Below are 21,090 nucleotides of genomic sequence, written 5' to 3' on the forward strand. Positions count from 1 at the left end.
GGTGCCCGACATCAAGAAGACCGCCGAGCTGGTCGAGGAGATCACCGCCGCCTGCCGCGAGCAGGATGTCGGCTCGACCCAGATCAACCAGGCCATCCAGCAGCTCGACAAGGTGACGCAACAGAACGCCGCGGCCTCCGAAGAAGTCTCCGCCACCTCCGAGGAGCTCGCCGCCCAGGCCGAGCAGCTGCAGGCCACCATCGCCTTCTTCAAGACGGATGGCAGCGCTGCCGCCACCGACCGGGCCGTCGGCCAGCTCCGCGCCAAGGCCAAGCAGATGAAGGCCGCCTCCCAGCCCCGCAAGGCGGCGGCGCCCGCCCGCTCCAAGAAGGGCGGCTTCGACTTCGCCCTCGATGACGGCGGCGACGACCAAGACGCGGCCTTCAGCCGGGCCTCCTGACCACGACACGGAGCCTCCGCCCCGGCGGAGGCTCCCACCATGCCGGGCCTGCCGTCTCGGACAGCACCCAACCAACCTGTGAGTTTTCGCCATGCGCCTGACCATCAAAGCCAAGCTCGCCGCCACCTTCGGCGTCGTCATCGCCCTCTCCATGGCAGCGGGAGGATTGGCTTATGTGAAGCTGTCGAACATGACGGAGACCCAGCAGGAGCTGGTCACCTGGACCCAGCGCCTCAACGCGCTGGGCGACATTGCCGAACATGTCAGCAACTCGGTTCGGGCCGAGAAGAACGCCGTGATGGCGTCCGATGACAAGGACATCGCTGGCTTTATCGCCACGGCCGGCGAGCTTCGGCAGGCCGCGATGAAGCGCAAGGATGAACTGGCGCAGATCGCCGATGAAGAAGGCAAGCGCCGCATCGCGGAGATCGTCGCCAAGGCCAACCGCTTCGCGAGCGCGCAGGATGAGACGCTGGCCTTCGCCAAGCTGAACTCCAACAACCGCGCCACCCAGGCCTGGCTCTCCGAGACGGTCCCCCTGATCCAGGGCGTCACCGCCACGACCAACCCGGTGATCGCGCAGGTGACCCGTCCGGACGCATCCGCCGAACTGCTCCGCGCCGGTCTTGGCTTCCAGGAGGCGCGGCTCGAATGGATCCGCATGACGCGGACCGCCGCCTTGTCCTTCAACATGGCGAGCGTCGCCGAGATCGAGAAGCTTAACGTCGACATCCAGCAGCAGGCCGCCCAGGTCCGCGCGCGCCTGGCCAAATCGGCCGCGGAGCTGGCCGCCTTCGACATCCCCACCACGGCGATGGTCGCCGCTTTCGACAAGGGCATCGTCTCCGTGCTCAAGACGGTCGCGATCGCCGCCGAGGCCGGCACCATCAAGGCGACGACCGCCTCGCTGACGACGGGACGCGATGCGGCTGCCGCTCTGACGAAGACGCTCGAGGACTATGCGCATCACGTCGAGAAGGCGGCCGGTGAGGCCGCTGCGACCGCCGCCGAGGCCGCCGCTTTCGCCAAGCAGCTCCTGCTCGGCATCCTCGGCCTGTCGCTGCTGATCGCCGTCGTCGCCGCCACCTGGATCGCGCTCAGCATCAGCCGTGGACTCTCCAGCGCCGTCGGCCTCGCCAATGCGGTGGCCATCGGCGATCTCAGCCAGACGATCACCGTCAAGAGCAATGACGAGATCGGCGATCTCGTCACCTCGCTCAACACCATGACCGCGAACCTCAACGCCACTGCCGCGGTGGCGGATGCGATCGCCTCCGGCGACCTGACGGTGGCGGCCAAGCCGCTCTCCGACAAGGACACGCTCGGCATTTCGCTCGAGAACATGGTCATCAAGCTGCGCGAGGTCGTCGGCCAGGTTACCTCGGCCGCCGAGAACATGTCGGCCGGCTCTCAGGAGCTGTCGGCGAGCGCCGAGCAGCTCTCGCAGGGCTCGACCGAGCAGGCTTCGTCCACCGAGGAGGCCTCCTCCTCGATGGAGGAGATGGCGGCGAATGTGAAGCAGAACGCCGAGAACGCGCAGACCACCGAGAAGATGGCCGCCCAGTCCTCGCGCGATGCGGAGGCGTCGGGCGTCGCGGTCGGCAAGGCGGTCGAAGCGATGCAGACGATCGCCCAGAAGATCAACATCGTGCAGGAGATCGCGCGCCAGACCGACCTGCTCGCCCTGAACGCGGCCGTCGAGGCGGCCCGGGCCGGCGAGCATGGCAAGGGCTTCGCGGTGGTGGCGTCCGAGGTGCGCAAGCTCGCCGAGCGCAGCCAGGCGGCCGCGGCCGAGATCGGCACGCTCTCGACCGACACGGTGAAGGTCGCGCAGGAAGCCGGCTCGATGCTGGCGAAGCTGGTGCCCGACATCAAGAAGACTGCCGAGCTGGTCGAGGAGATCACCGCCGCCTGCCGCGAGCAGGATGTGGGGTCTACCCAGATCAACCAGGCGATCCAGCAGCTCGATAAGGTGACGCAGCAGAACGCCGCGGCCTCCGAGGAGGTCTCCGCCACCTCCGAGGAACTCGCCGCCCAGGCCGAGCAGCTTCAGAACACCATCGCCTTCTTCCGGCTCGACGAGCGGGCGGGCGCGGTCGAGATCGCGCAGCCGGTCGCGAAAGCCGTCAAGCAGCTGCGCGGCAAGGGGGCGACGATGGCTGCGGCCATCCAGCCCCGCAAGCCGGCCGCAGCGAAACCCGCCCGCAAGGCTGCCGCCGGCGGCTTCTCCTTCGACCTCGCCGATGGCGGCGACCAGGACGACGCCGCCTTTCACCGCAACTGACCGCTGACCCCGCCACGATCCGACGCGAGCCTGCGTCGGGTCCGGCCGGGCGACCGGCCATCACCTCCGGAGATCCGCCATGACGTTCTTCGACAACCTCTCGATCCGCAGCAAGATCGTGACGGCGCTGTCCGTCGTGATCCTGGTCATGGTGGGCGCGAGCGTGATCACCCACATCGAGTCCTCGCAGATTCGTCAGACGACGAAGTGGACGGACCACACAGACGAGGTCGTCGAGGCGTCGAACCACCTCCTGTCGGCGATGGTCGATCAGGAGACCGGGCTGCGCGGTTTCCTGCTCTCCGGCGACAACGCCTTCCTCGCGCCCTATCGCGCTGGCGCCGCGGAGTTCGACCGCTGGATCGCCAAGGCCCGGCAGCTGACCACGGACGATGCCGCTCAGCAGGCGCGCTTCGGCGAGATCCAGAAGCTCTCCGAGACCTGGCATCGGGAATCGGCCGACCGCGCCATCGCCCTGATGGCGAAGCCCGAGACGCGCGAGGCGGCCCGCCAGATCGAGATCTCCGGCACCGGCAAGGCCGCGATGGACGGGCTCCGCGCCAAGGTCGCCGAAGTCCTCAGCCACGAGAAGACGCTCTCGATCCCGCGGCTGAAGGCTCAGGAGACCGCCTTCGACATCACCGAGAAGGTCGTCTACGGCAGCGTCATTCTCAACATCCTCATCGCGCTCGGCATCGGCGTGCTGCTGACCCGCACCATCGCCCGGCCGATCACCCGCGTCACCGCCAAGCTGGCCACGCTGGCCGCTCCCGTCGAGACCGGTCGCCGGGACGAGATCGGCCGCATGGAGGGCTGCGCGCTGGCTGTCGAGAACGCCTTCGGCGACATCTCCCGCGTCGTGGCGGCCGTTTCGGTCGGCGATCTCTCGCAGTCCGTCGAGAAGGACTATGGCGGGCTCAGCCAGGATGTCGCCAAGGGCCTGGCCGAGATGACCGCCAACCTCAACGCCACCGCGGCGGTTGCGGATGCGATCGCCTCCGGCGACCTGACGGTGGACGCCAAGCCGCTCTCCGAGAAAGACACGCTCGGCATTTCGCTCGAGAACATGGTGATCAAGCTGCGCGAGGTCGTCGCCCAGTTGGCCGCCGCCGCCGAGAACATGTCCTCGGGCTCTCAGGAACTCTCGGCCAGCGCCGAGCAGCTCTCGCAGGGCTCGACCGAGCAGGCCTCGTCGACCGAGGAGGCCTCATCCTCGATGGAGGAGATGGCCGCGAATGTGAAGCAGAACGCCGAGAACGCGCAGACCACCGAGAAGATGGCGACCCAGTCCGCCCAGGACGCCGAGGCCTCCGGGGCGGCGGTCGGCAAGGCGGTCGAGGCGATGCAGACGATCGCGCAGAAGATCAACATCGTGCAGGAGATCGCCCGCCAGACCGATCTGCTCGCCCTCAACGCCGCCGTGGAAGCGGCGCGGGCCGGCGAGCACGGCAAGGGTTTCGCGGTCGTCGCCTCCGAGGTGCGCAAGCTCGCCGAGCGCAGCCAGGCGGCCGCGGCCGAGATCGGCACGCTCTCGACCGATACGGTGAAGGTCGCGCAGGAAGCCGGCTCGATGCTGGCGAAGCTCGTGCCGGATATCAAGAAAACGGCCGAACTGGTCGAGGAGATCACCGCCGCCTGCCGCGAGCAGGATGTCGGCTCGACCCAAATCAACCAGGCGATCCAGCAGCTCGACAAGGTGACGCAGCAGAACGCCGCAGCCTCCGAGGAGGTCTCCGCTACCTCCGAGGAACTCGCCTCCCAGGCCGAGCAGCTGCAGGCCACCATCGCCTTCTTCCGCGTGCGCGACGGCAGCCCGAAGCCGCGCGCGGAGGAGCCCGTCGAGCGGGCGGTCAAGCAGCTGCGCGGCAAGGCCGCGAGCATGGCTGCGGCCGCGCAGCCGAAGAAGGCTGCCGCCGCCCGTCCCGCCCGCAAGGTCGCCAATGGCGGCTTCGCCTTCGATCTCGCCGGCGGCGACGATCAGGACGATTCCGCCTTTCAACGCAACTGATCTGGACCGGCCCCTGGAGGCAGGGGCCGGCCGCTCTCACACGTCGTTCACAACGAGGTCGCCATGGCTGACACCGCCCAATATCTGACGCTCGGCATCGATCAGGAGCTGTTCGGGATCGACATCCGCAATGTCCGGGAGATTCTCGACATGCGGCCGATCTCGAAGCTGCCGCATGCGCCGAGCTTCCTGCTGGGGATGATCGACGTCCGCGGCGCCGGCTACCCGATCGTCGATCTGCGGACCAAGCTGGGCCTGCCGCGCGCCGAGCCCACCGACGCGACGCGCATCATCATCCTCGACGTGCCGGTCAAGGGCCGCACGCTCGGCGTCGGCTTCGTCGCCGACCGTGTCTTCGAGGTGACCGGTCTCGACGACGACCAGACCGAGGCCGCGCCCGATGTCGGCGGCCGCTGGCAGTCGAACTACATCGCCGGCATCGGCCGCAAGGGCGAATCCTTCATCGTCGTCTTCGATCTCGAGCGCCTGATGGAATCCGACGATCTGCCCCAGCTCAGCGCAATGGCACCGGAAAGGGCCGCGTGACGTGAGCAACCAGCAGGACACCGAAGCCTACGGCCATCTCTCTGACAAATACTTCAGCGCGATCGCGAAGTTCATCGAGTCGCGGGTCGGCATCAAGCTGCCGCAGACCAAGCGCACCATGGTCGAGGGCCGTTTGCGCAAGCGCGTCCGCGCACTGGGGCTGCCGGGGCTGAACGCCTATGGCGCGCATCTCTTCGACAAGGGCGGGCTCGAGGCGGAAACCATCCATCTCATCGACTGCGTCACCACGAACAAGACCGACTTCTTCCGCGAGCCGAGCCATTTCGAGTTCCTGCGCGACGTCGCGATACCTCAGCTCACGGCACGCCATGGCGGGCGCCCGCCGCAGCTCAAGGTCTGGAGCGCGGCCTCCTCGACGGGGGCCGAGGCCTATACGGCCGCGATGGTGCTGCAGGACCTCGTCGCCGCCGGCAAGGTCGCGCGCTTCTCGATCCTGGGCACCGACATCTCCACCGAAGTGCTGCGCGAGGCGCGGACCGCGATCTATCCGCGCGCCTTCGTCGCGCCCGTTCCGGCGGCGATGCAGCAGCGCTATCTGATGCGCTCCCGCGATCCTCGCGACGAGGTGGTGCGGGTGACGCCGGAACTGCGCCGCACGGTGCATTTCGAGCGGCTGAACCTGATGGACGAGTCCTATCCGTTCGACCGCGACGTCGACGTCATCTTCTGCCGCAACGTGCTGATCTATTTCGACAAGCCCACCCAGCAGGCTGTGCTGTCTCGGCTCGCCTCGCATCTGCGGCCGGGTGGATACCTGATGCTGGGGCACTCCGAGTCGATGGCCGGCAGCGGCGTGGAGCCGCTCCGCCAGGTCGTCCCGACGGTCTATCAGGCGGCGCCGGCCGCCGGCTCGAGGACAGCCGCATGAACCGCAAACCGATCCGTGTCCTGATCGTCGACGATTCCGCCTCGGTGCGGCAGGTGCTGACGACGATCCTCACCGAGGATCCGGGCATCGAGGTCATGGGCACGGCGGCCGATGCCTTCGCCGCCGCCCGGCGTCTGCAGAACGAACTGCCCGACGTCATGATCCTCGACATCGAGATGCCGGGGATGGACGGGCTGACATTCCTGCGCAAGATCATGGCGCAGCGTCCGATCCCCGTGATCATCTGCTCGACCCTGACCGAGGCCGGCTCCCGCGCGCTCTTCGACGCGCTCGAGGCCGGGGCGGTCGACGTGCTTCCGAAGCCCCGCGTCGATACCCGCGCCGCGCTGATGGAGACCGCCGATCGCCTGCGCCATGCGGTGCGCGCCGCGGCCCAGGCGAAGTTGCGCCCGCGCGAGCCGCGCATGCAGGTCGAGAAGAAGCTCACCGCCGACGCCATCCTGCCGCCGCCGGTGCTGGGCCGTGTCCGGCATTCGACCGACAAGATCGTCTGCATCGGCATTTCCACCGGCGGTACCGAGACCCTGCGCGAGGTGTTGGAGCAGCTTCCGGCCAACTGCCCGGGCATCGCCGTCGTCCAGCACATGCCGGAGAAGTTCACGCTCGCTTTCGCGCGCCGGCTGAACGGCATCTGCGCGATGGAAATCAAGGAGGCTGAGGATGGCGACGAAGTGTCGACCGGCCGCGTCCTGATCGCGCCCGGCAACCGCCACATGCTGCTTCAGCGGGTCGGGCAGGGCTATCGCGTCGCGATCAAGGACGGGCCTCATGTCTCGCGCCACCGCCCCTCCGTTGACGTGCTGTTCCGCTCCGCCGCGCAATATGCCGGCGCCAATGCGCTCGGCATCATCATGACCGGCATGGGCGACGACGGCGCGCGCGGCCTGCTCGAGATGCGCAAGTCCGGCGCCCGGACGCTCGCGCAGGACGCCGAGAGCTGCGTCGTCTTCGGCATGCCGAAAGAGGCGATCGACCTTGGCGCAGCGGAACGGATCGTCAAGCTCTCTCGTGTACCACAGGAGATCATGGCCTGGCCGCAATCCACGCCAGGGTCGGGTTGAGGACGAGTGATGCGCGTTGCGTCTGAGATGGGTGGCGTCGGGGGAACGACTGTGATGCTGGCTCAGGAAACCGGCCTCGCGCGACTGGTCGAGGCGCTGGAGGGCACCGCCCGCGAGATCGACGTCACCTTCGCCCGCGCCGGCAGCCAGCTCGGCGAGGGGCTCGGGCTGTTCGAGGGGCTGAAGGAGCGCCTGACGACGCTGTCGACCGATCTGTCGGGACCGGAGATTGCGCGCGCCGGCACGACATTGTCGGGCCTTGCCGGCGAGCTGCGCGCCATCAATGACGGGCTGCTCCAGGAAACCGGCGTGCTGCAGCAGCTCGCCGCCCACAGCAAGGACGCCTCGCAGGTGCTTGAGCGCCTGCTCGAGCATATGCGCCTGATCACGATCCTGGCCCGCAGCGCCCGTATCGAGGCGGTCTCGGTGCAGGCCGCCGGACGAGACTTCGGCGACTTCACCAGCGAGATCGTCGCTCTCACCACTCAGGCCCAGCGCACCATCCAGAACTGCGCCCGCGACCATGACCATCTCAGCGCGCTGCTGGGCTCCGCGCTGGAAGCCCAGCGCGATTTCGAGGGCCGCTACGGCCAGGCGCTCTCCGCGCTCGCCGCCAAGCTGGAACAGACCCTGGTCGAGGTCACCGGACGCCAGCAGCGCAGCGTCGCGCTGACGAGCGATGCCGCGACCCATTCCGGCAAGATCGCCATGGCCGCCGGCGGCGCCATCATCGCCCTGCAATCGGGCGACAGCATCCGCCAGCAGCTCGAACATGCGATCAAGGCGCTGCGCCTGCTCGCCGCCGTGACCGCGGGCACCGGGGAGGGCGCTGCCCTCGACGCCGAGGCCCGCACCGCCGCCGGGATCGTGCTTCGCCGTCTCGAGGCGGCCCAACTCGAAGAGAGCGCCCGCAGCCTCGCTCAGGATGCCGACTCCATCGAGGCGGCGCTCGCCCTGCTGGCGGGCGACACCGCCGGCCTGCTCGACCTGGTGCGTTCGCTCTACCAGGGCGATGGCGGCCGCAGCGGCTCCTTCCTCGCCGATCTCGAGGCGGATCTCGCCGAGGCTTCGGACCTGCTCGCCAAATGCGACCGCGCCCGCGCCGGCGTGGACCGCGTCACCAGCGCCATGTCGACGGTGCTGGACACCTGCCAGCAGACTGTGGCGGCCTTGGCCGGCACCGTTTCCAGCATCGTCCTGATCGGGATGAATGCCGGCCTGCGCGCAGCCCGCATCGGCACCGGCGGCCGCAGCCTCGTCGTCATCGCGCAGGAGCTGAAGTTCGCCGCCGACCAGGTCGCGGCCGACGCCGCGCAGCTGACTCCGACCTTCGCGCAGATGCAGGAGACCTCGGTCGGACTGAAATCCGGCGGGCGGCTCGACGCGGCCCATTTCGCCGCGCTCGACCAGGCGATGAGCGAGTCCCTAGCCGCGCTGCGCCAGACGGGGGACCGCCTGGCGGCGACGCTCGACCAGCTGACGCGCGAGGGCGGCGGCTTCGCCTCCGTGGTGGCCCAGGCCCGGCTGTCCTTCTCGAATGCGGGGGCGATGAGCGACCTCATCGCATCCGGCGCGGCCGAACTCGAGCGCTCCGTCGCCGAGGCCGCGATGCCCGACGATCCGGCGGCGGCTGCGGCGGCCGCACAGCTGATCGAACGGCAGGTCTGGCCGAACTACACCATGGTCGGCGAGCGCACGATCCATCAGGCCATCGTCGGCGCCCTTCTGCCCGCCCAGGCCGGCGCGGCCGCCCCGGTCGTCGTCGCCGCTCCGGCGCAGGACGAGGCCGACGACTTCCTCTTCTGACGCCGCCGCGTTTCGGCCGCGAAGGCATCGCACCCTGCACGCGAGGCGTGTGTGGGCCCTCTTTTCTCGCGATGAAGAAGCACAACGTCAACCTTTTGCGCCAGATTTCGCCCTGGCGCGGATAGACAAGCCCGTGTCTTCGTCCTAAGTCCGAATCTGCGCTACAGCAGATTTCAACTTCTCCCGTGATCGGAACACCAAATGGCAGACAACAAAGAAGAGCTGCTCGATCTGACGACCTCCATTGTTTCGGCATATGTCGCCCGCAATAACGTCCCGCGGACGGACCTTGCCGATCTCATCGCGAGTGTCCATGCGTCACTTGCCAAGCTTGGTGGTGAGCCCGAGGCTCCTCCGGCCGCGCCGCTCGTTCCGGCCGTGCCGATCCGCAAGTCGGTGACGCCGGAGGCGATCATCTGCCTCGAGGACGGCAAGTCCTTCAAATCGCTGAAGCGTCACCTCAGCAGCAAATACGATCTGACCCCTGAGCAGTACCGCGCCAAATGGGGCCTGCCGGCGGATTACCCGATGGTCGCCCCCGCCTATGCCGAGGCGCGCTCCGCTCTGGCGAAGTCGATGGGTCTGGGCCGCAAGGCCGCGACGCCGGCCGCCGCTCCCAAGGCCAAGCGCGGCCCCCGCGCAAAGGCCTGAGACGGACAAGGCTGCGGCGGGCTTCGCAGCCCTCCGCCTCGCTCGCCGGCCGGTCAGCGGCCGGCGCCGCGGCACTCAATGGCCGCCGAGCAGGCTCTTCCTGAGCATGCAGTGCACGCCCTTGTGCTGGTTCACCGTCTGGGTGACGCGCAGATCGGCCGCCATCGAGCAGAGCGCATAGGCCTGCTCGCGCGTGATGCCGGTGCGCTCGACGATCAGCACGATCATGTCGCGCAGCGCCTTCTCGGCGCAGCGGTCGAGATCCGGGTCCATGCCGCAGGTGATGACATGGGTCGGCGTCTCGGCCCGTGGATAGGTGAAGCTCAGATCCTTGCGCACCGTCAGGCGGAAGGTGCCCGACAGCGCGGTCTCGATCGCGGTCACGTTGACCTCGCCGTCGCCCTGCACGCCATGGCCGTCGCCGACCGAGAACAGCGCGCCCGGCACGAAGACCGGCAGATAGAGCGTCGTGCCGGCCACCAGCTCCTTGTTGTCGAGATTGCCGCCGAAGGCACGCGGAATGATCGAGGTGCAGCGCCCCCATTCCAGCGGCGGCGCCACGCCCATCACGCCGAAGAACGGTGACAGCGGCAGCTCCAGCCCCCAGGGCAGGGTGCCGACCATCCGCGCCTTGTCGAGCGGGATGTTCATCATGTGGAAATGCGGAAAATCGTCCGGCAGCGTGCCGGCAAGCGGCCGGTTGAGGTTGTAGCCCCAGTCCTGCCGCAGCGAGACCGCCTCGATGTCGATCTGCAGCACGTCGCCCGGCCAGGCGCCCTCGACCGCGACCGCTCCGGTCAGGATATGCGGGCCGAAGGGCAGGCCCTTCTGCGCCGCATGGATCGCGTGCAGTTCGGGCGGGACGTGGAACCCGGCCGGCGGCAGGGTCTCGACCGTGCCGCTGACGGATTCGATCGTGACGCTCTCGCCGCTCGCGATGGTGAGAGCGGGCGGCACGCGCGCATCGAAATAGCCCCAGTGGCAGGTCTCGGGCGAAGCCTTGAGATGATGGGTCATGATCGCTCCCGCGCGTCGTGGCGGCAGGATGGGTTGCCGCCGGAGAGACTGTCGAGTGCAAATATCGCGCCCCTCGGCTGCGCCCGCTTGCCGGGCCGGTCCCGCTTTTGCGATGGGAGGGCGGCGCATGCCCGCCGCACGACGAAGAGAGCGACCCGATGTCCCGAGAGCTGAAAGCCATCGCCCTGTTCTGCGGCTCGAACACCGGGCAGGGCGAAACCTATCGCGAGGGCGCGGCCCGGCTCGGCGCCGAGATCGGCCGGCGCGGGCTGACGCTGGTCTATGGCGGCACGCATAAGGGCCTGATGGGCATCGTCGCCGACGCGGTTCTGGCGCAGGGCGGGGCGGTCCATGGCGTCATCACCCGCCGCCTCGCGGATCTCGGCCATCTCCATGAGGGCCTGACCCGGCACGAGATCGTCGACGGCATGCGCGCCCGCAAGGAGCGGATGGCGGAGCTCGCCGACGGCTTCATTGCCATGCCCGGCGGCATCGGCACGCTCGAGGAGTTCATGGAGGCCTGGACGCTGAACCAGCTCGGCGAGTTCGACAAGCCGGCCGGCCTGTTCGACATCGAAGGCTACTACCAGCTCTTCATGGGCTTCATCGACCACATGATCGCCCAGGGCTTCCTGCCCGCGGCCCATCGGCAGGGCATCGTCGTCGAGCCCGATCCGGCCCGGCTGATCGACGGGCTCACCGCCTTCGAGCGCGTCACCGTTCCGAAATGGCTCTAGACCGGCCGGTCTCGAGGCGCGCCGCCAGTTGCTCGGCGAATTTCGCCGCCGCCACGGGCAGCGGCCTTCCATGGAGCTGGCCCATCGCGAAGCGCGCCGGCTGGATGTCGCGCTCGTCGATTGGGCGCGAGATCAGGCCGTCGCGCTGCTTCAGGCTGGCCGGCGCGCCGATCTCGATCTGGAAGGTGATGGCGTCCTCCAGCCGGACGTAATTGCGCAGGAACTCGAAGGAGTTCGACTCGATCACCGGCACGAGCTTGAACGAGCTGCGGGCGACGGCCTGGTCGAGCAGCTGGCGCCCGCCATAGCTGCGGTCGGGCAGCGCCAGGGGAAAGCCGCTGCATTCGCGCAGGCGGATGCTGCCCTCCTTCGCGAGCGGGTGGTCCTGCCGCATGATCGCGACGAGCCTCTGCTCGGCGGAGGCGATGATCTGGAAGCCGATGCCAGTGTCGAGCCGGAAGATCAGGGCGAGATCGACCTCGTAATTCGCCAGCGCCCGCAGCGCCTCGCCATGGCTGGCGACGCGCACGTCGAATTCGACCAGCGGAAAGGCGCTGCGATAGGCGGCGATCTCGACCGGCAGGAAATCATGCGCCAGCGCATGGCTGCAGGCGATCGCGACCGTGCCGCGGCGGAACCCTGACAGATCCTCGATCTGCGAGCGCACCCGGCCCATATCGGCGAGCTGGCTGCGGATGTGCCGGATCAGCAATTCGCCGGCCGCGTTCAGCCGGACCCCGCGCGGCAGCCGCTCGAAGATCTTGGTGCCGAGTTCGTCCTCGACGTCCTGCACGCGCCGGTTCAGCGCCGAGGCGGTGATGTTCAGCCGCTCCGCCGCCTTGCGGATCGAGCCGACGCGGGCGACCTCGTCGATATAGTTCAGCAGGCGCAGATGCCTCATGGCGAACAGTTCCGACCGATGCGTTTTGCGAACAGATCGTGCAAGAAGTCAGCACAAGACGGCACCGGTCAAGCCGTCCTAGGCTTCTCCCATGGCAGCGGCATGAGGCCGCGATGGGAGAGTTCGCATGAAGCACGCGATCAGCCGACGCCGTTTCACTCTCGCCGCGGGCGCCGCCGTACTGGCCTCCGCCCTGCCGCGACCGGCGCTGGCGCAGACACCCACGCGCTTGAAGATGATCCTGAACTGGCGCTACCAGGGCCCGCAGGGCTGGTTCTTCCTGGCCGACGACCGGGGCTATTTCCGCGAGGAAGGGCTCGAGATCGTCATGGACCAGGGCAACGGCTCGGGTGCGGCGGTCGGGGCGGTCGCCTCGGGCTCCTACGATATCGGCTTCGGCGACATCAACGCGCTGATCCAGCTGGTCGCGCGCAGCCAGCCGGGCGCCGCCACACCGCTCGCGATCTCGGCGCTCTACAACCGCCCGCCCTTCACCATCGCGGTCAAGGCCGACGGGCCGATCAAGACGCCGAAGGATCTCGAAGGCCGCACCATCGGCGGCCCCGCCAATGACGGCGCGCTCAAGCTCTTCCCGGCCTTCGCCAAGCTCGCCGGCATCGATGCGTCGAAGGTCGCCATCACCAATATGCAGCCCAATCTGCGCGAGCAGATGCTGCAGCGCGGGCAGGTCGACGGTGTCTTCGGCTTCGTCAACACCATCGCCTTCTCGGCCAAGCTCGTCGGCATCGACCCCGCCAAGGACTTCCGCTTCATCAATTTCGGCGATTACGGGATGGACCTCTACTCCAACGCCATGATCGCCTCGCGCAAGCTCGCGACCGAGAACCCCAATGCGCTGAAAGGCCTGCTGCGTGCCATCAATCGCGGCCTGAAGGACACGCTGAAGGACAACGACGCGGCGATCGAGGCGGTGGCGAAGCGCGAGCCGCTGATCAACCGGGCCGTCGAGAAGGAGCGCCTCGTCGCCACGCTCGCCTCCGAAATGAGCCATCCCGAAGCCGCCAAGCTCGGCATCGGCGACATCGACGACGCACGCTTCAGGAAGTCGATCGCGATCGTCGTGGAGGCCGACGGCCTGCCGCGTGTGCCGGCGCCCGACGAGGTCTTCAGCCGCGCCTTCCTGCCGCCCCTCGCCGACCGCGTCACCAAGCTGGGGTGAGCCTCATCGTCATTCCGGGGCTCGCGCAGCGAGAACCCAGAACCCACGATCGGGTGAGCCCTGAGGGTCGGAAACGGCCGCGACCTCGCCCGTGGATTCCGGGTTCGCCCCTGCGGGGCGCCCCGGAATGACAGCAAACCCAAGAGCCCCCGCGAACACCTGCCCGATTGCCGAGAACATAAGCATGGATCTGAACCTCACCGGCCGCGTCGCGGTCATCACCGGCCCGGCCAAGGGCATGGGCGCCGCCGTCACCCGGGCCTTCGCCGCCGAGGGCTGCAGGCTCGTTCTGATCGGCCGCGACATTGCGGCGATCGAAACGGTCGCCACCGAAATCCAGGCGGCCGGCGCCGAGGCCATCGTCATGCCGTGCGACATCACCAAGGGCAGTGAGTGCGACGACGCGGTGCGCGCGGCCAAGAACGCCTATGGCGGGCGCATCGACATCCTCGTCAACGTCGCCGGCGGCTCGGGGCCGATCGGCAAGACCGGCTGGGAGACCACGGAGGAGGAGTTCGACGAGATCGTCGATCTCAACATGCGCGGCTGCTTCAACACCATGCGCGCCTGCCTGCCGACGATGATCGCGCAGAAGGGCGGCAAGATCGTCAATGTCGGCGGCACCTTCGGCATGCGCGGCCGGGCCGGGCGCATGGCCTATTCGGCCTCGAAATGGGGCCTTCGCGGCATCACCAAGAGCTTCGCGCTGGAAGCCGGCCCCTACGGCATCAACGTCAACTGCGTCGCGCCCGGCATGGTCGACGGGCCGCGCTTCCGCGGCAAGGTCGTCCCCGAGATGGCGAAGCGCCTCGGCATCTCGGAGGAGGCCGCCTTCGAGAAGCATGCCGCGGACTATGCGCTGAAGCGCGTCTCGACCGATGAGGACGTGGCCCATGCCTGCCTCTTCCTCGCCTCCGACGTCTCCCGCCAGATCACCGGCGTCGACCTGCCGGTCGATGGCGGCTGGGCCATGCTGTGAGGGAAGCCGTGACCGACACGCCCTTCATCGCCGATCTCGTCCTCGCAGGCGGCACCGTCGTCACCGGCCAGACGCGTTACCGCGCCGACGTCGCGATCAAGGACGGGCTCATCGCGTTGGTCGGCGCGCCGGCCGCGATGCCCGCGGCGCGCGAGACGGTCGATGTGTCCGGCCAGTTCCTGCTGCCCGGGGCGATCGACGTGCATGTCCATTTCCGCGAGCCCGGCTACACCCATAAGGAAGACTGGCGCACGGGCAGTGCTGCCGCCGCGATGGGCGGCACCACCACCGTCTTCGAGATGCCCAACACCAACCCGCCGACGCGCTCGGTCAGGGAACTGCGCCAGAAGCAGGAGGCTGCCGCCAAGGCCCATGTCGACTACGGCATCTACGGCCTGCTAGCGGAGGACAACATCGACGAGCTCCAGGGTCTCATCGACGGCGGCGTCAACGCCTTCAAATGCTTCATGGGCAACACCTTCGGCAATCTGCCTTCGCCCTCGACGGGGGCGATGCTGGAGGGCTTCGAGATCATCGCGCCCTCTGGCCTGCGCATCTCGCTGCATGCCGAGACCGCTTCCATCATGGCCTGGCGCCAGAAGCGCCTGATGGAGGCCGGTCGCAACGACCCGCTCGCCCATATCGCGGCGCGCCCGGCCATCGTCGCCGCGGAAGCCGTCGGCCGCGCGGCGGAACTGGCGGAATGGACCGGTGCGCGCATTCACATCCTGCACATTTCCTCGGCAGCCGAGCTGCGCCCGCTGGCCGAAGCCAAGGCGCGCGGCGTCGAGATCACCGGCGAGACCTGCCCCTGCTATCTCCTGCTCGACTCCCGCGACTATGCGCGGCTCGGCTCGATCATCCGCGTCAACCCGCCGGTGCGGGATGCCTCGGACTCGGAGGCCATCTGGGCGGCGCTGCAATCGGGCGTGGTCGACATGATCGCAACCGACCACGCGCCCCATACGGTCGAGGAGAAGACCAAGGACGTGATCTGGCAGGCCGATTGCGGCTTCCCCGGCGTCGAGACGCAGATGCCGCTGATGCTGAACGAGGTCTCGAAAGGGCGCATCACGCTGGAGCACTACGTTACGGTCTCGGCCGAGAAGCCGGCCAAGGCCTTCGGCCTCTGGCCCCATAAGGGGCGCATCGAGGCCGGCGCGGAAGCCGACATCGCCGTCGTCGACATGCACCGGACCGAGACGATCCGGGCCGAGGCCCTGCACTCGCGCGGCAAGATCACCCCCTTCGAGGGCGTCTCCGTCACCGGCATCCCCGTCCACACGCTGGTGCGCGGCCGCTTCGTCCAGCGCGACCGCCAACTCGTGCCCGAGACGAGCGGCTGGGGCCGGCAGGTCACGGCGATCCAGGCCATGCCCAAGCCCACCATCCGCAACGCCGACCAGACGCTGGCCGCCTGCTTGCAAGGGCCGGCCGGCAGCGCCAAGGGAGCGGGTTCGTGAACGCCATCCTCACCGATATCCGGCCGGGCGAGACCGCCCCGGCCGCGACCTTCATCGAGTTCGAGCAAGCCTCGATCACCTATGGCCGCGGGCCCAAGGCGGTGCAGGCGCTGGCGCCGACCTCGCTGAAGATCGCGGAGGGCGATTTCGTCGCCCTCGTCGGCCCCTCGGGCTGCGGCAAATCGACCATCCTGAAGATGGTCGGCGAGTTGCTGAAGCCCTCGACCGGCCATGTCTTCGTCGCCGGCCGCGAGATCGGCGCGACGCCGATCCGCATCGGCATGGCCTATCAGAACCCGACCCTGCTGCCCTGGCTCAACATCCGCGACAACGTCATGCTGCCGCTCAAGATCGTGCCGCCTTTCCGGCAGCACTACCGGGCCAAGCGCAAGACCGAGTATCGCGACCGCGTCGAGGCGCTGCTGACGCAGGTCGGCCTCGGCGGCTTCGGCGACAAATATCCCTGGCAGCTCTCCGGCGGCATGATGCAGCGCGCCAATCTCTGCCGCGCCCTGATCCACGATCCCGACCTCCTGCTGCTGGACGAGCCCTTCGGCGCGCTCGACCAGTTCACCCGCGAGGAGCTCTGGGCGATCATGCAGGACCTCTGGCTTTCCAAGAAACTGACGGTGCTGCTGGTCACGCACGACCTCAAGGAGGCCGCCTATCTCGCCGACCGCATCTGCGTGATGAGCGCCAGGCCCGGCCGCATCCTCGACGATTCACCCGTCGCGTTGGCGCGGCCGCGCACCATCGACATGACCTTCGAACCGGATTTCGTGGCGCTGAACCAGCGCCTGCGGGCGATGATCGTCGGCGCCCGTGGCGGCACCGGCATCGTCAACCACGCGCCCGGCGCGGCGTGAGGAAGGGACCCTGATGGACCGTCTCGGCGAGATCATCCGCGAGAAGGGCGCCTCGACGGCGCTCATCATCGGCGTCTTCGTGTTCTGGGAGCTGTTCTGCCTGATGGCGGGCATCTCCGACATCCTGCTGCCGCGCCCGTCGCAGATCATCAAGGCGCTGATCCAGTACTGGCCGGCGATCTGGCCGCACACCTGGCAGACGCTCTACACGACGATCGTCGGCTTCGGCATCGGCGTCGTGATCGGGCTCCTGCTCGGCATCCTGATCGGCTCGTCCAAGCTCGCCTACGACACCGCCTATCCGCTGCTCGTCGGCTTCTCCTCGATCCCCAAGGTCGCGGTCGTGCCGATCTTCGTGCTCTGGTACGGCGCCGGCACGGTGCCGGCGATCCTGACCGCGATGATCATCTGCATCTTCCCGATCGTGGTGAACGTCGCCACCGGCATCGCCACCGTCGAGCCCGAGCTGGAAGACGTGATGAAGACGCTCAAGGCCTCGAAGACCGACATTCTCTGGAATGTCAGCCTGCCGCGCGCGATGCCCTATTTCTTCGCGGCGCTGAAGGTCGCGATTACGCTCGCCTTCGTCGGCTCGGTGGTGGCCGAGACGGTCGCCTCCAACCGCGGCATCGGCAACATGATGATGATCGCCTCGTCGAGCTTCAACGTGCCGTTGGTCTTCGCCGGGCTCTTCGTCCTGGCCGGGCTTGGCGTCACGCTCTACGTGCTGTTTTCTCTGATCGAGCGGCGCGTCACCGGCTGGGCCCACCGCAAGACCGACGTCGCCTCGGCCTGAGCCGGGGCGAGGGGCGCTTTCGCGACGGAGACCGATGATGCGCCAGATCACCGCCGGCCACGCCTTCGATGCCCGCCGCAGCCTGCAGGACACCGCGCTGACGATCGAGGGCGGCAGCATCGCCGCGATCACGGGGGGGCCGGCCGGAACCGCGAACGACGTCGTCGTGCTGCCGGCGCTGGTCAACGCCCATGACCATGCCCGCCCGATCCGCACCAGCTCGGTCGGCGGCTTCGCCCGGCCGCTCGAACTCTGGCTGCACCGGCTGGCGCTGTTTGCCCCGGTCGACCCTTATCTCGCGACGCTGGCGCCGCTGGGGCGCGCCGCGCTCGGCGGCCAGGGCGCCGTGATGATCCACCATGTCCGGCCAATGGGTCTGACCGATCTTCCGACCGAGGCCGCGGCCATGGCCCGCGCCGCGCGCGACATCGGCGTGCGCATCGCCTTCGGCGTCGGCATGCGCGACCAGAACCCGCTGGTCTACGGCGACCACGCCCCGGTGCTAGAGGATCTCGACCCCGTCGCCCGTGCCGAGATCGAGGCGCGCTATCTGGCGCCGATGCTGCCGGTCGCCGAGCAGATCGCCCGCGTCGACGCCGTCGCGGCGGCCATCGCCGGCCCAATGGTCGATGTCCAATACGCCCCCAACGGCCCGCAATGGGGCTCGGATGCGCTCTGGGAGGCGATCGCCGAGGCCTCCGCCCGTACCGGGCGCCGCGTCACCACCCATCTCTTCGAGACGAAGTATCAGCGCGACTGGGCCGACAGGACCTATCCGAGCGGGCTGGTCAAGCGCTGGAAGGAGATCGGGCTGCTCTCGCCGCGGCTGACACTGGCGCATTGCGTCTGGGCGCGGCCCGACGAGCTGGAGATGATCGCCGAGGCCGGCTGTGTCATCGCCACCAACACCTCCTCCAACCTGGCGTTGCGCTCGGGGCTGGCGCCGGTCGCCGAGATGGCGGCGCGCGGTTGCAAGGTCGCGCTCGGCGTTGACGGCCAGGCCTTCGACGAGGATGACGACGCCCTGCGCGAACTGCGCCTGCTCTGGTCGCTGCATGGCGGCTGGGGATTCGATCAGACACTCAGCCCGCGCGACGCGCTCGCGATGGCGCTGGAAACCGGGCGCATCGCGCTCGGCGCGCCCGCCGGCGGCCAGCTCGCGGAAGGGCAGGCGGCCGATCTCCTGATCCTCGACCGCGCCGCGCTCGACGAGGACGCGCTGATGCCGGTCGATCCGCTCGAGCTGATGTTCGCCCGCGCCACCCGCCGCCAGATCCGCGAGCTGATCGTCGACGGACGCAGCATCGTCGCCCATGGCCGCGTGCTGGGTGTCGATCTCGATGCGGTCCATGACGAGCTGCGCGGCATCTACCGCGCCGGCATCGCCGATCGCGCCGGCCTCGCCGCGGCGCTTCCCGCGCTGGAGAGCGCCGTGACCCGGCACTACGTCACGCGGCTGGGCTGCTGCTGACGCCAGGCCGAGCCGACGCGCTCAGGCAGCCTCGCGCCGCTCCGCCAGCCCCGTCAGGAACACCTCGATGCAGCGCCTGGCGTGGCCGACCCGCTGCTCGCTGGTCATCAGCGCATCGCCCGGGTAGCGCTTCACCATCACGCTGAACACCATGTCCATCAGCATGCGGGCCGCCGCCTCGGGCGGGAAGGGCCGCAAAGCGCCGCGTGCCTGCTGGACCGCCAGCCACTGCGCCAGCAGACGCAGCGCCGCTTGCGCCCCTTCCAGCGCGATGGCCTCGCCGATCTCCGGATAGCGGTCGGCATCGGCGACGGCGAGCCGGATGAAGGCGAGACGCTGTCGGTTCTCGGTCTCGTCGATGTCGAGCCGGAAGATCGCCGCCAGCGCCTCGGCCGTGGGCAGGGCGTCGTCGGGGCGGGGCAGGGCGAGCATCGTCCGACGGTGGTCGGCAACCATCGCCTTGAACAGGTCGGTCTTCGCCGGGAACAGACGGTAGAGCGTCTTCTTCGAAATGCCGCAGCGGGCTGCGACCGCATCCATCGTCGTGCCGCCATAGCCAACATCGAGGAACAGATCGCAGGCGATGCCGAGAATGCGCTGGCGCTCTTCTGAATCTGGGCGCTGCTTCGGCCGCCCGCGCGACCGCGCCGCGCCGTCGGTGCTCGTCCCGATGTCGTGATCAATCATTAACCGCCACTCCCGGGAAACATCTTTGGGTTTGACAGGCCAAGAAATCAAGCGTTAAGAAACCCGAGAGTTTCCAAAAAGAGACGATCCATGTCCCGTCCTCGCCCCGTCACCATCCGTCAGCTCCCAATGGCGGGGGTCGTCCTGCTGGGCGCTGCGCTCGCGGGCTGCAACAGCGAGAAGGCCGCGGCACCGCCGCCCCAGCAGCAGGCGCAGGTCAGCGTCGTCGTGCTGCGTTCGAAGCCGGTCGCCATCAGTGCCGAATTGCCCGGCCGCGTCGCGGCCAGCCTCGTCGCCGAAGTGCGCCCGCAGGTCGGCGGGCTGATCAAGTCGCGCCAGTTCCGCGAGGGCAGCGAGGTCAAGGCCGGCGATCTGCTCTATGAGATCGACCCCGCGCCCTATCAGGCGGCGCTCGACAGCGCGGAAGCCGCCCTCGCCCGGGCGGAGGCTGCGGTCCCCAACGCCCAGGCCAAGGTCGATCGCTACCGCGACCTCATCCGCCAGAATGCGATCAGCAAGCAGGAAAACGACGACGCCGTCGCAGCGCTCGCCCAGGCCCGGGCCGACGTCGCCTCCGCCCGCGCGAGCCTCGACACCGCCCGCATCAATCTCGGCTTCACCAAGGTCACGGCCCCGATCGGCGGCCGTGTCGACCGTTCGACGCTGACACCGGGCGCGCTGGTCACCGCCAACCAGACGACGGCCCTGACCACGATCCGCCAGCTCGACCCGATCAATGTCGACGTCATCCAGTCCAGCACGAACCTGCTCAAGTTCCGCAGCGCGGTGGCCGAAGGGCGGCTACGCTTCACAGGGCCGAACGTCGCGGTGAAGCTCAAGCTCGATACCGGCGCCGAATACGCCCAGACCGGCAAGCTCGAATTCGCCGAGGCCAATGTCGACGAGACCACCGGCACCTTCACGGTGCGGGCCGAGTTCCCCAATCCCGACCGCCTCCTGCTGCCCGGCATGTTCGTGCGCGCCGTCATCCAGGAGGGCATCGCCGAGAACAGCTTCCTGGTCCCGCAGCGCGCGGTCGGCCGCAACACGAAGGGCGAGGCGACGGCGAAATTCGTCGGCCCTGACGGCAAAGTCGAGGAGCGCGTGCTGGCGACGTCGCGCAATGTCGGCAACAATTGGCTGGTCGAGCAGGGCGTGAAGGACGGCGACAAGGTGATCGTCGAGGGCGCCCAGCTCGTGCGCGCCGGCCAGACCGTGACCGGCAACGAGGTCACGATCGACGAGGCCAGCGGCGAGCTCAAGGCCGCCAACCGCCAGGCTGCGCTGCCCGCGGGCCAGGCTCCCGGCCAGACCGCGAAGAACTGAG

18 protein-coding genes and 1 pseudogene are annotated in these 21,090 nt (G+C 68.6%); 16 read left to right on the top strand and 3 right to left on the bottom strand.

Translation table 11 applies throughout. The features are described 5' to 3' along the window. From ACFPN9_RS23480 to ACFPN9_RS23515, 8 genes and pseudogenes are all read left to right on the top strand, one after another. Window positions 1–400, top strand: a pseudogene (locus ACFPN9_RS23480) (methyl-accepting chemotaxis protein); the annotation flags it as partial. A 91-nt stretch (window positions 401–491) separates the two neighbouring features. Next, window positions 492–2,684 carry a HAMP domain-containing methyl-accepting chemotaxis protein gene (locus tag ACFPN9_RS23485; RefSeq protein WP_377817708.1) on the top strand — a complete coding sequence of 731 codons (2,193 nt, stop codon included), beginning with the start codon at window positions 492–494 and terminating at the stop codon, window positions 2,682–2,684. 79 nt (window positions 2,685–2,763) lie between these two features. Continuing rightward, window positions 2,764–4,692, top strand: a complete 1,929-nt coding sequence (locus tag ACFPN9_RS23490; protein ID WP_377817709.1) for a methyl-accepting chemotaxis protein — start codon at window positions 2,764–2,766, stop codon at window positions 4,690–4,692. Window positions 4,693–4,755: 63 nt separating this feature from the next. After that, a complete protein-coding gene (locus ACFPN9_RS23495; protein WP_066723734.1) occupies window positions 4,756–5,238 on the top strand; it encodes a chemotaxis protein CheW in 483 nt (160 codons plus the stop codon). Window position 5,239: 1 nt separating this feature from the next. Next, window positions 5,240–6,127 (top strand): CheR family methyltransferase, encoded by an 888-nt coding sequence (locus tag ACFPN9_RS23500; protein ID WP_068072702.1) that lies wholly within the window; start codon window positions 5,240–5,242, stop codon window positions 6,125–6,127. After that, the gene (locus ACFPN9_RS23505) at window positions 6,124–7,209 is read left to right on the top strand and encodes a protein-glutamate methylesterase/protein-glutamine glutaminase (RefSeq protein ID WP_066723456.1); all 1,086 of its coding nucleotides are present in this window, start codon (window positions 6,124–6,126) and stop codon (window positions 7,207–7,209) included. The genes ACFPN9_RS23500 and ACFPN9_RS23505 overlap by 4 nt, the downstream gene beginning before the upstream one ends. 9 nt (window positions 7,210–7,218) lie before the next feature. Continuing rightward, the gene (locus tag ACFPN9_RS23510) at window positions 7,219–9,015 is read left to right on the top strand and encodes a coiled-coil domain-containing protein (RefSeq protein WP_156446615.1); all 1,797 of its coding nucleotides are present in this window, start codon (window positions 7,219–7,221) and stop codon (window positions 9,013–9,015) included. 201 nt (window positions 9,016–9,216) lie between these two features. Next, window positions 9,217–9,666 carry a Ros/MucR family transcriptional regulator gene (locus ACFPN9_RS23515; protein ID WP_066723451.1) on the top strand — a complete coding sequence of 150 codons (450 nt, stop codon included), beginning with the start codon at window positions 9,217–9,219 and terminating at the stop codon, window positions 9,664–9,666. 75 nt (window positions 9,667–9,741) lie between these two features. Here the strand turns inward: ACFPN9_RS23515 and ACFPN9_RS23520 are convergent, their stop codons facing one another. Beyond that, window positions 9,742–10,683 carry an acetamidase/formamidase family protein gene (locus tag ACFPN9_RS23520; protein WP_066723448.1) on the bottom strand — a complete coding sequence of 314 codons (942 nt, stop codon included), beginning with the start codon at window positions 10,681–10,683 and terminating at the stop codon, window positions 9,742–9,744. Window positions 10,684–10,841: 158 nt separating this feature from the next. Between ACFPN9_RS23520 and ACFPN9_RS23525 the strand changes: the two genes are divergently transcribed. Then, window positions 10,842–11,420 (top strand): LOG family protein, encoded by a 579-nt coding sequence (locus ACFPN9_RS23525; RefSeq protein WP_082735067.1) that lies wholly within the window; start codon window positions 10,842–10,844, stop codon window positions 11,418–11,420. Here ACFPN9_RS23525 and ACFPN9_RS23530 read toward each other — a convergent pair. Beyond that, on the bottom strand, window positions 11,398–12,321 hold the full coding sequence (locus ACFPN9_RS23530; RefSeq protein ID WP_066723445.1) for a LysR family transcriptional regulator: 924 nt from the start codon (window positions 12,319–12,321) through the stop codon (window positions 11,398–11,400). The two genes, ACFPN9_RS23525 and ACFPN9_RS23530, sit on opposite strands and share 23 nt — an antisense overlap. A gap of 127 nt (window positions 12,322–12,448) precedes the next feature. Here ACFPN9_RS23530 and ACFPN9_RS23535 point away from each other — a divergent pair, with 127 nt between their 5' ends. From ACFPN9_RS23535 to ACFPN9_RS23560, 6 genes are all read left to right on the top strand, one after another. Continuing rightward, window positions 12,449–13,501: an ABC transporter substrate-binding protein gene (locus tag ACFPN9_RS23535; protein ID WP_066723442.1), complete on the top strand. Its 1,053-nt coding sequence runs from the start codon at window positions 12,449–12,451 to the stop codon at window positions 13,499–13,501. Window positions 13,502–13,685: 184 nt separating this feature from the next. Beyond that, window positions 13,686–14,480: an SDR family NAD(P)-dependent oxidoreductase gene (locus ACFPN9_RS23540; protein ID WP_066723440.1), complete on the top strand. Its 795-nt coding sequence runs from the start codon at window positions 13,686–13,688 to the stop codon at window positions 14,478–14,480. 8 nt (window positions 14,481–14,488) lie between these two features. Beyond that, window positions 14,489–15,943, top strand: a complete 1,455-nt coding sequence (locus tag ACFPN9_RS23545) for a dihydroorotase (RefSeq protein ID WP_066723437.1) — start codon at window positions 14,489–14,491, stop codon at window positions 15,941–15,943. Beyond that, window positions 15,940–16,809 (top strand): ABC transporter ATP-binding protein, encoded by an 870-nt coding sequence (locus ACFPN9_RS23550; protein WP_377817710.1) that lies wholly within the window; start codon window positions 15,940–15,942, stop codon window positions 16,807–16,809. The genes ACFPN9_RS23545 and ACFPN9_RS23550 overlap by 4 nt, the downstream gene beginning before the upstream one ends. A gap of 13 nt (window positions 16,810–16,822) precedes the next feature. Continuing rightward, complete coding sequence (locus ACFPN9_RS23555) at window positions 16,823–17,605, top strand: ABC transporter permease (RefSeq protein WP_066723434.1); 783 nt, start codon at window positions 16,823–16,825, stop codon at window positions 17,603–17,605. 37 nt (window positions 17,606–17,642) lie between these two features. Next, entirely contained in the window at window positions 17,643–19,076 is a 1,434-nt protein-coding gene (locus tag ACFPN9_RS23560) for an amidohydrolase family protein (protein WP_067254938.1), read from the top strand. Between the two features lie 21 nt (window positions 19,077–19,097). On the opposite strand, the gene ACFPN9_RS23565 is transcribed toward ACFPN9_RS23560, so the two are convergent. Then, window positions 19,098–19,763: a TetR/AcrR family transcriptional regulator gene (locus tag ACFPN9_RS23565; protein WP_066723424.1), complete on the bottom strand. Its 666-nt coding sequence runs from the start codon at window positions 19,761–19,763 to the stop codon at window positions 19,098–19,100. Window positions 19,764–19,853: 90 nt separating this feature from the next. Here ACFPN9_RS23565 and ACFPN9_RS23570 point away from each other — a divergent pair, with 90 nt between their 5' ends. Continuing rightward, window positions 19,854–21,089: an efflux RND transporter periplasmic adaptor subunit gene (locus tag ACFPN9_RS23570; RefSeq protein WP_082735066.1), complete on the top strand. Its 1,236-nt coding sequence runs from the start codon at window positions 19,854–19,856 to the stop codon at window positions 21,087–21,089. Window position 21,090 lies beyond the last annotated feature (1 nt).

The sequence above is a fragment of the Allobosea massiliensis genome (assembly GCF_042655245.1).
GTDB classification, from domain to species: Bacteria; Pseudomonadota; Alphaproteobacteria; order Rhizobiales; family Beijerinckiaceae; genus Allobosea; species Allobosea massiliensis.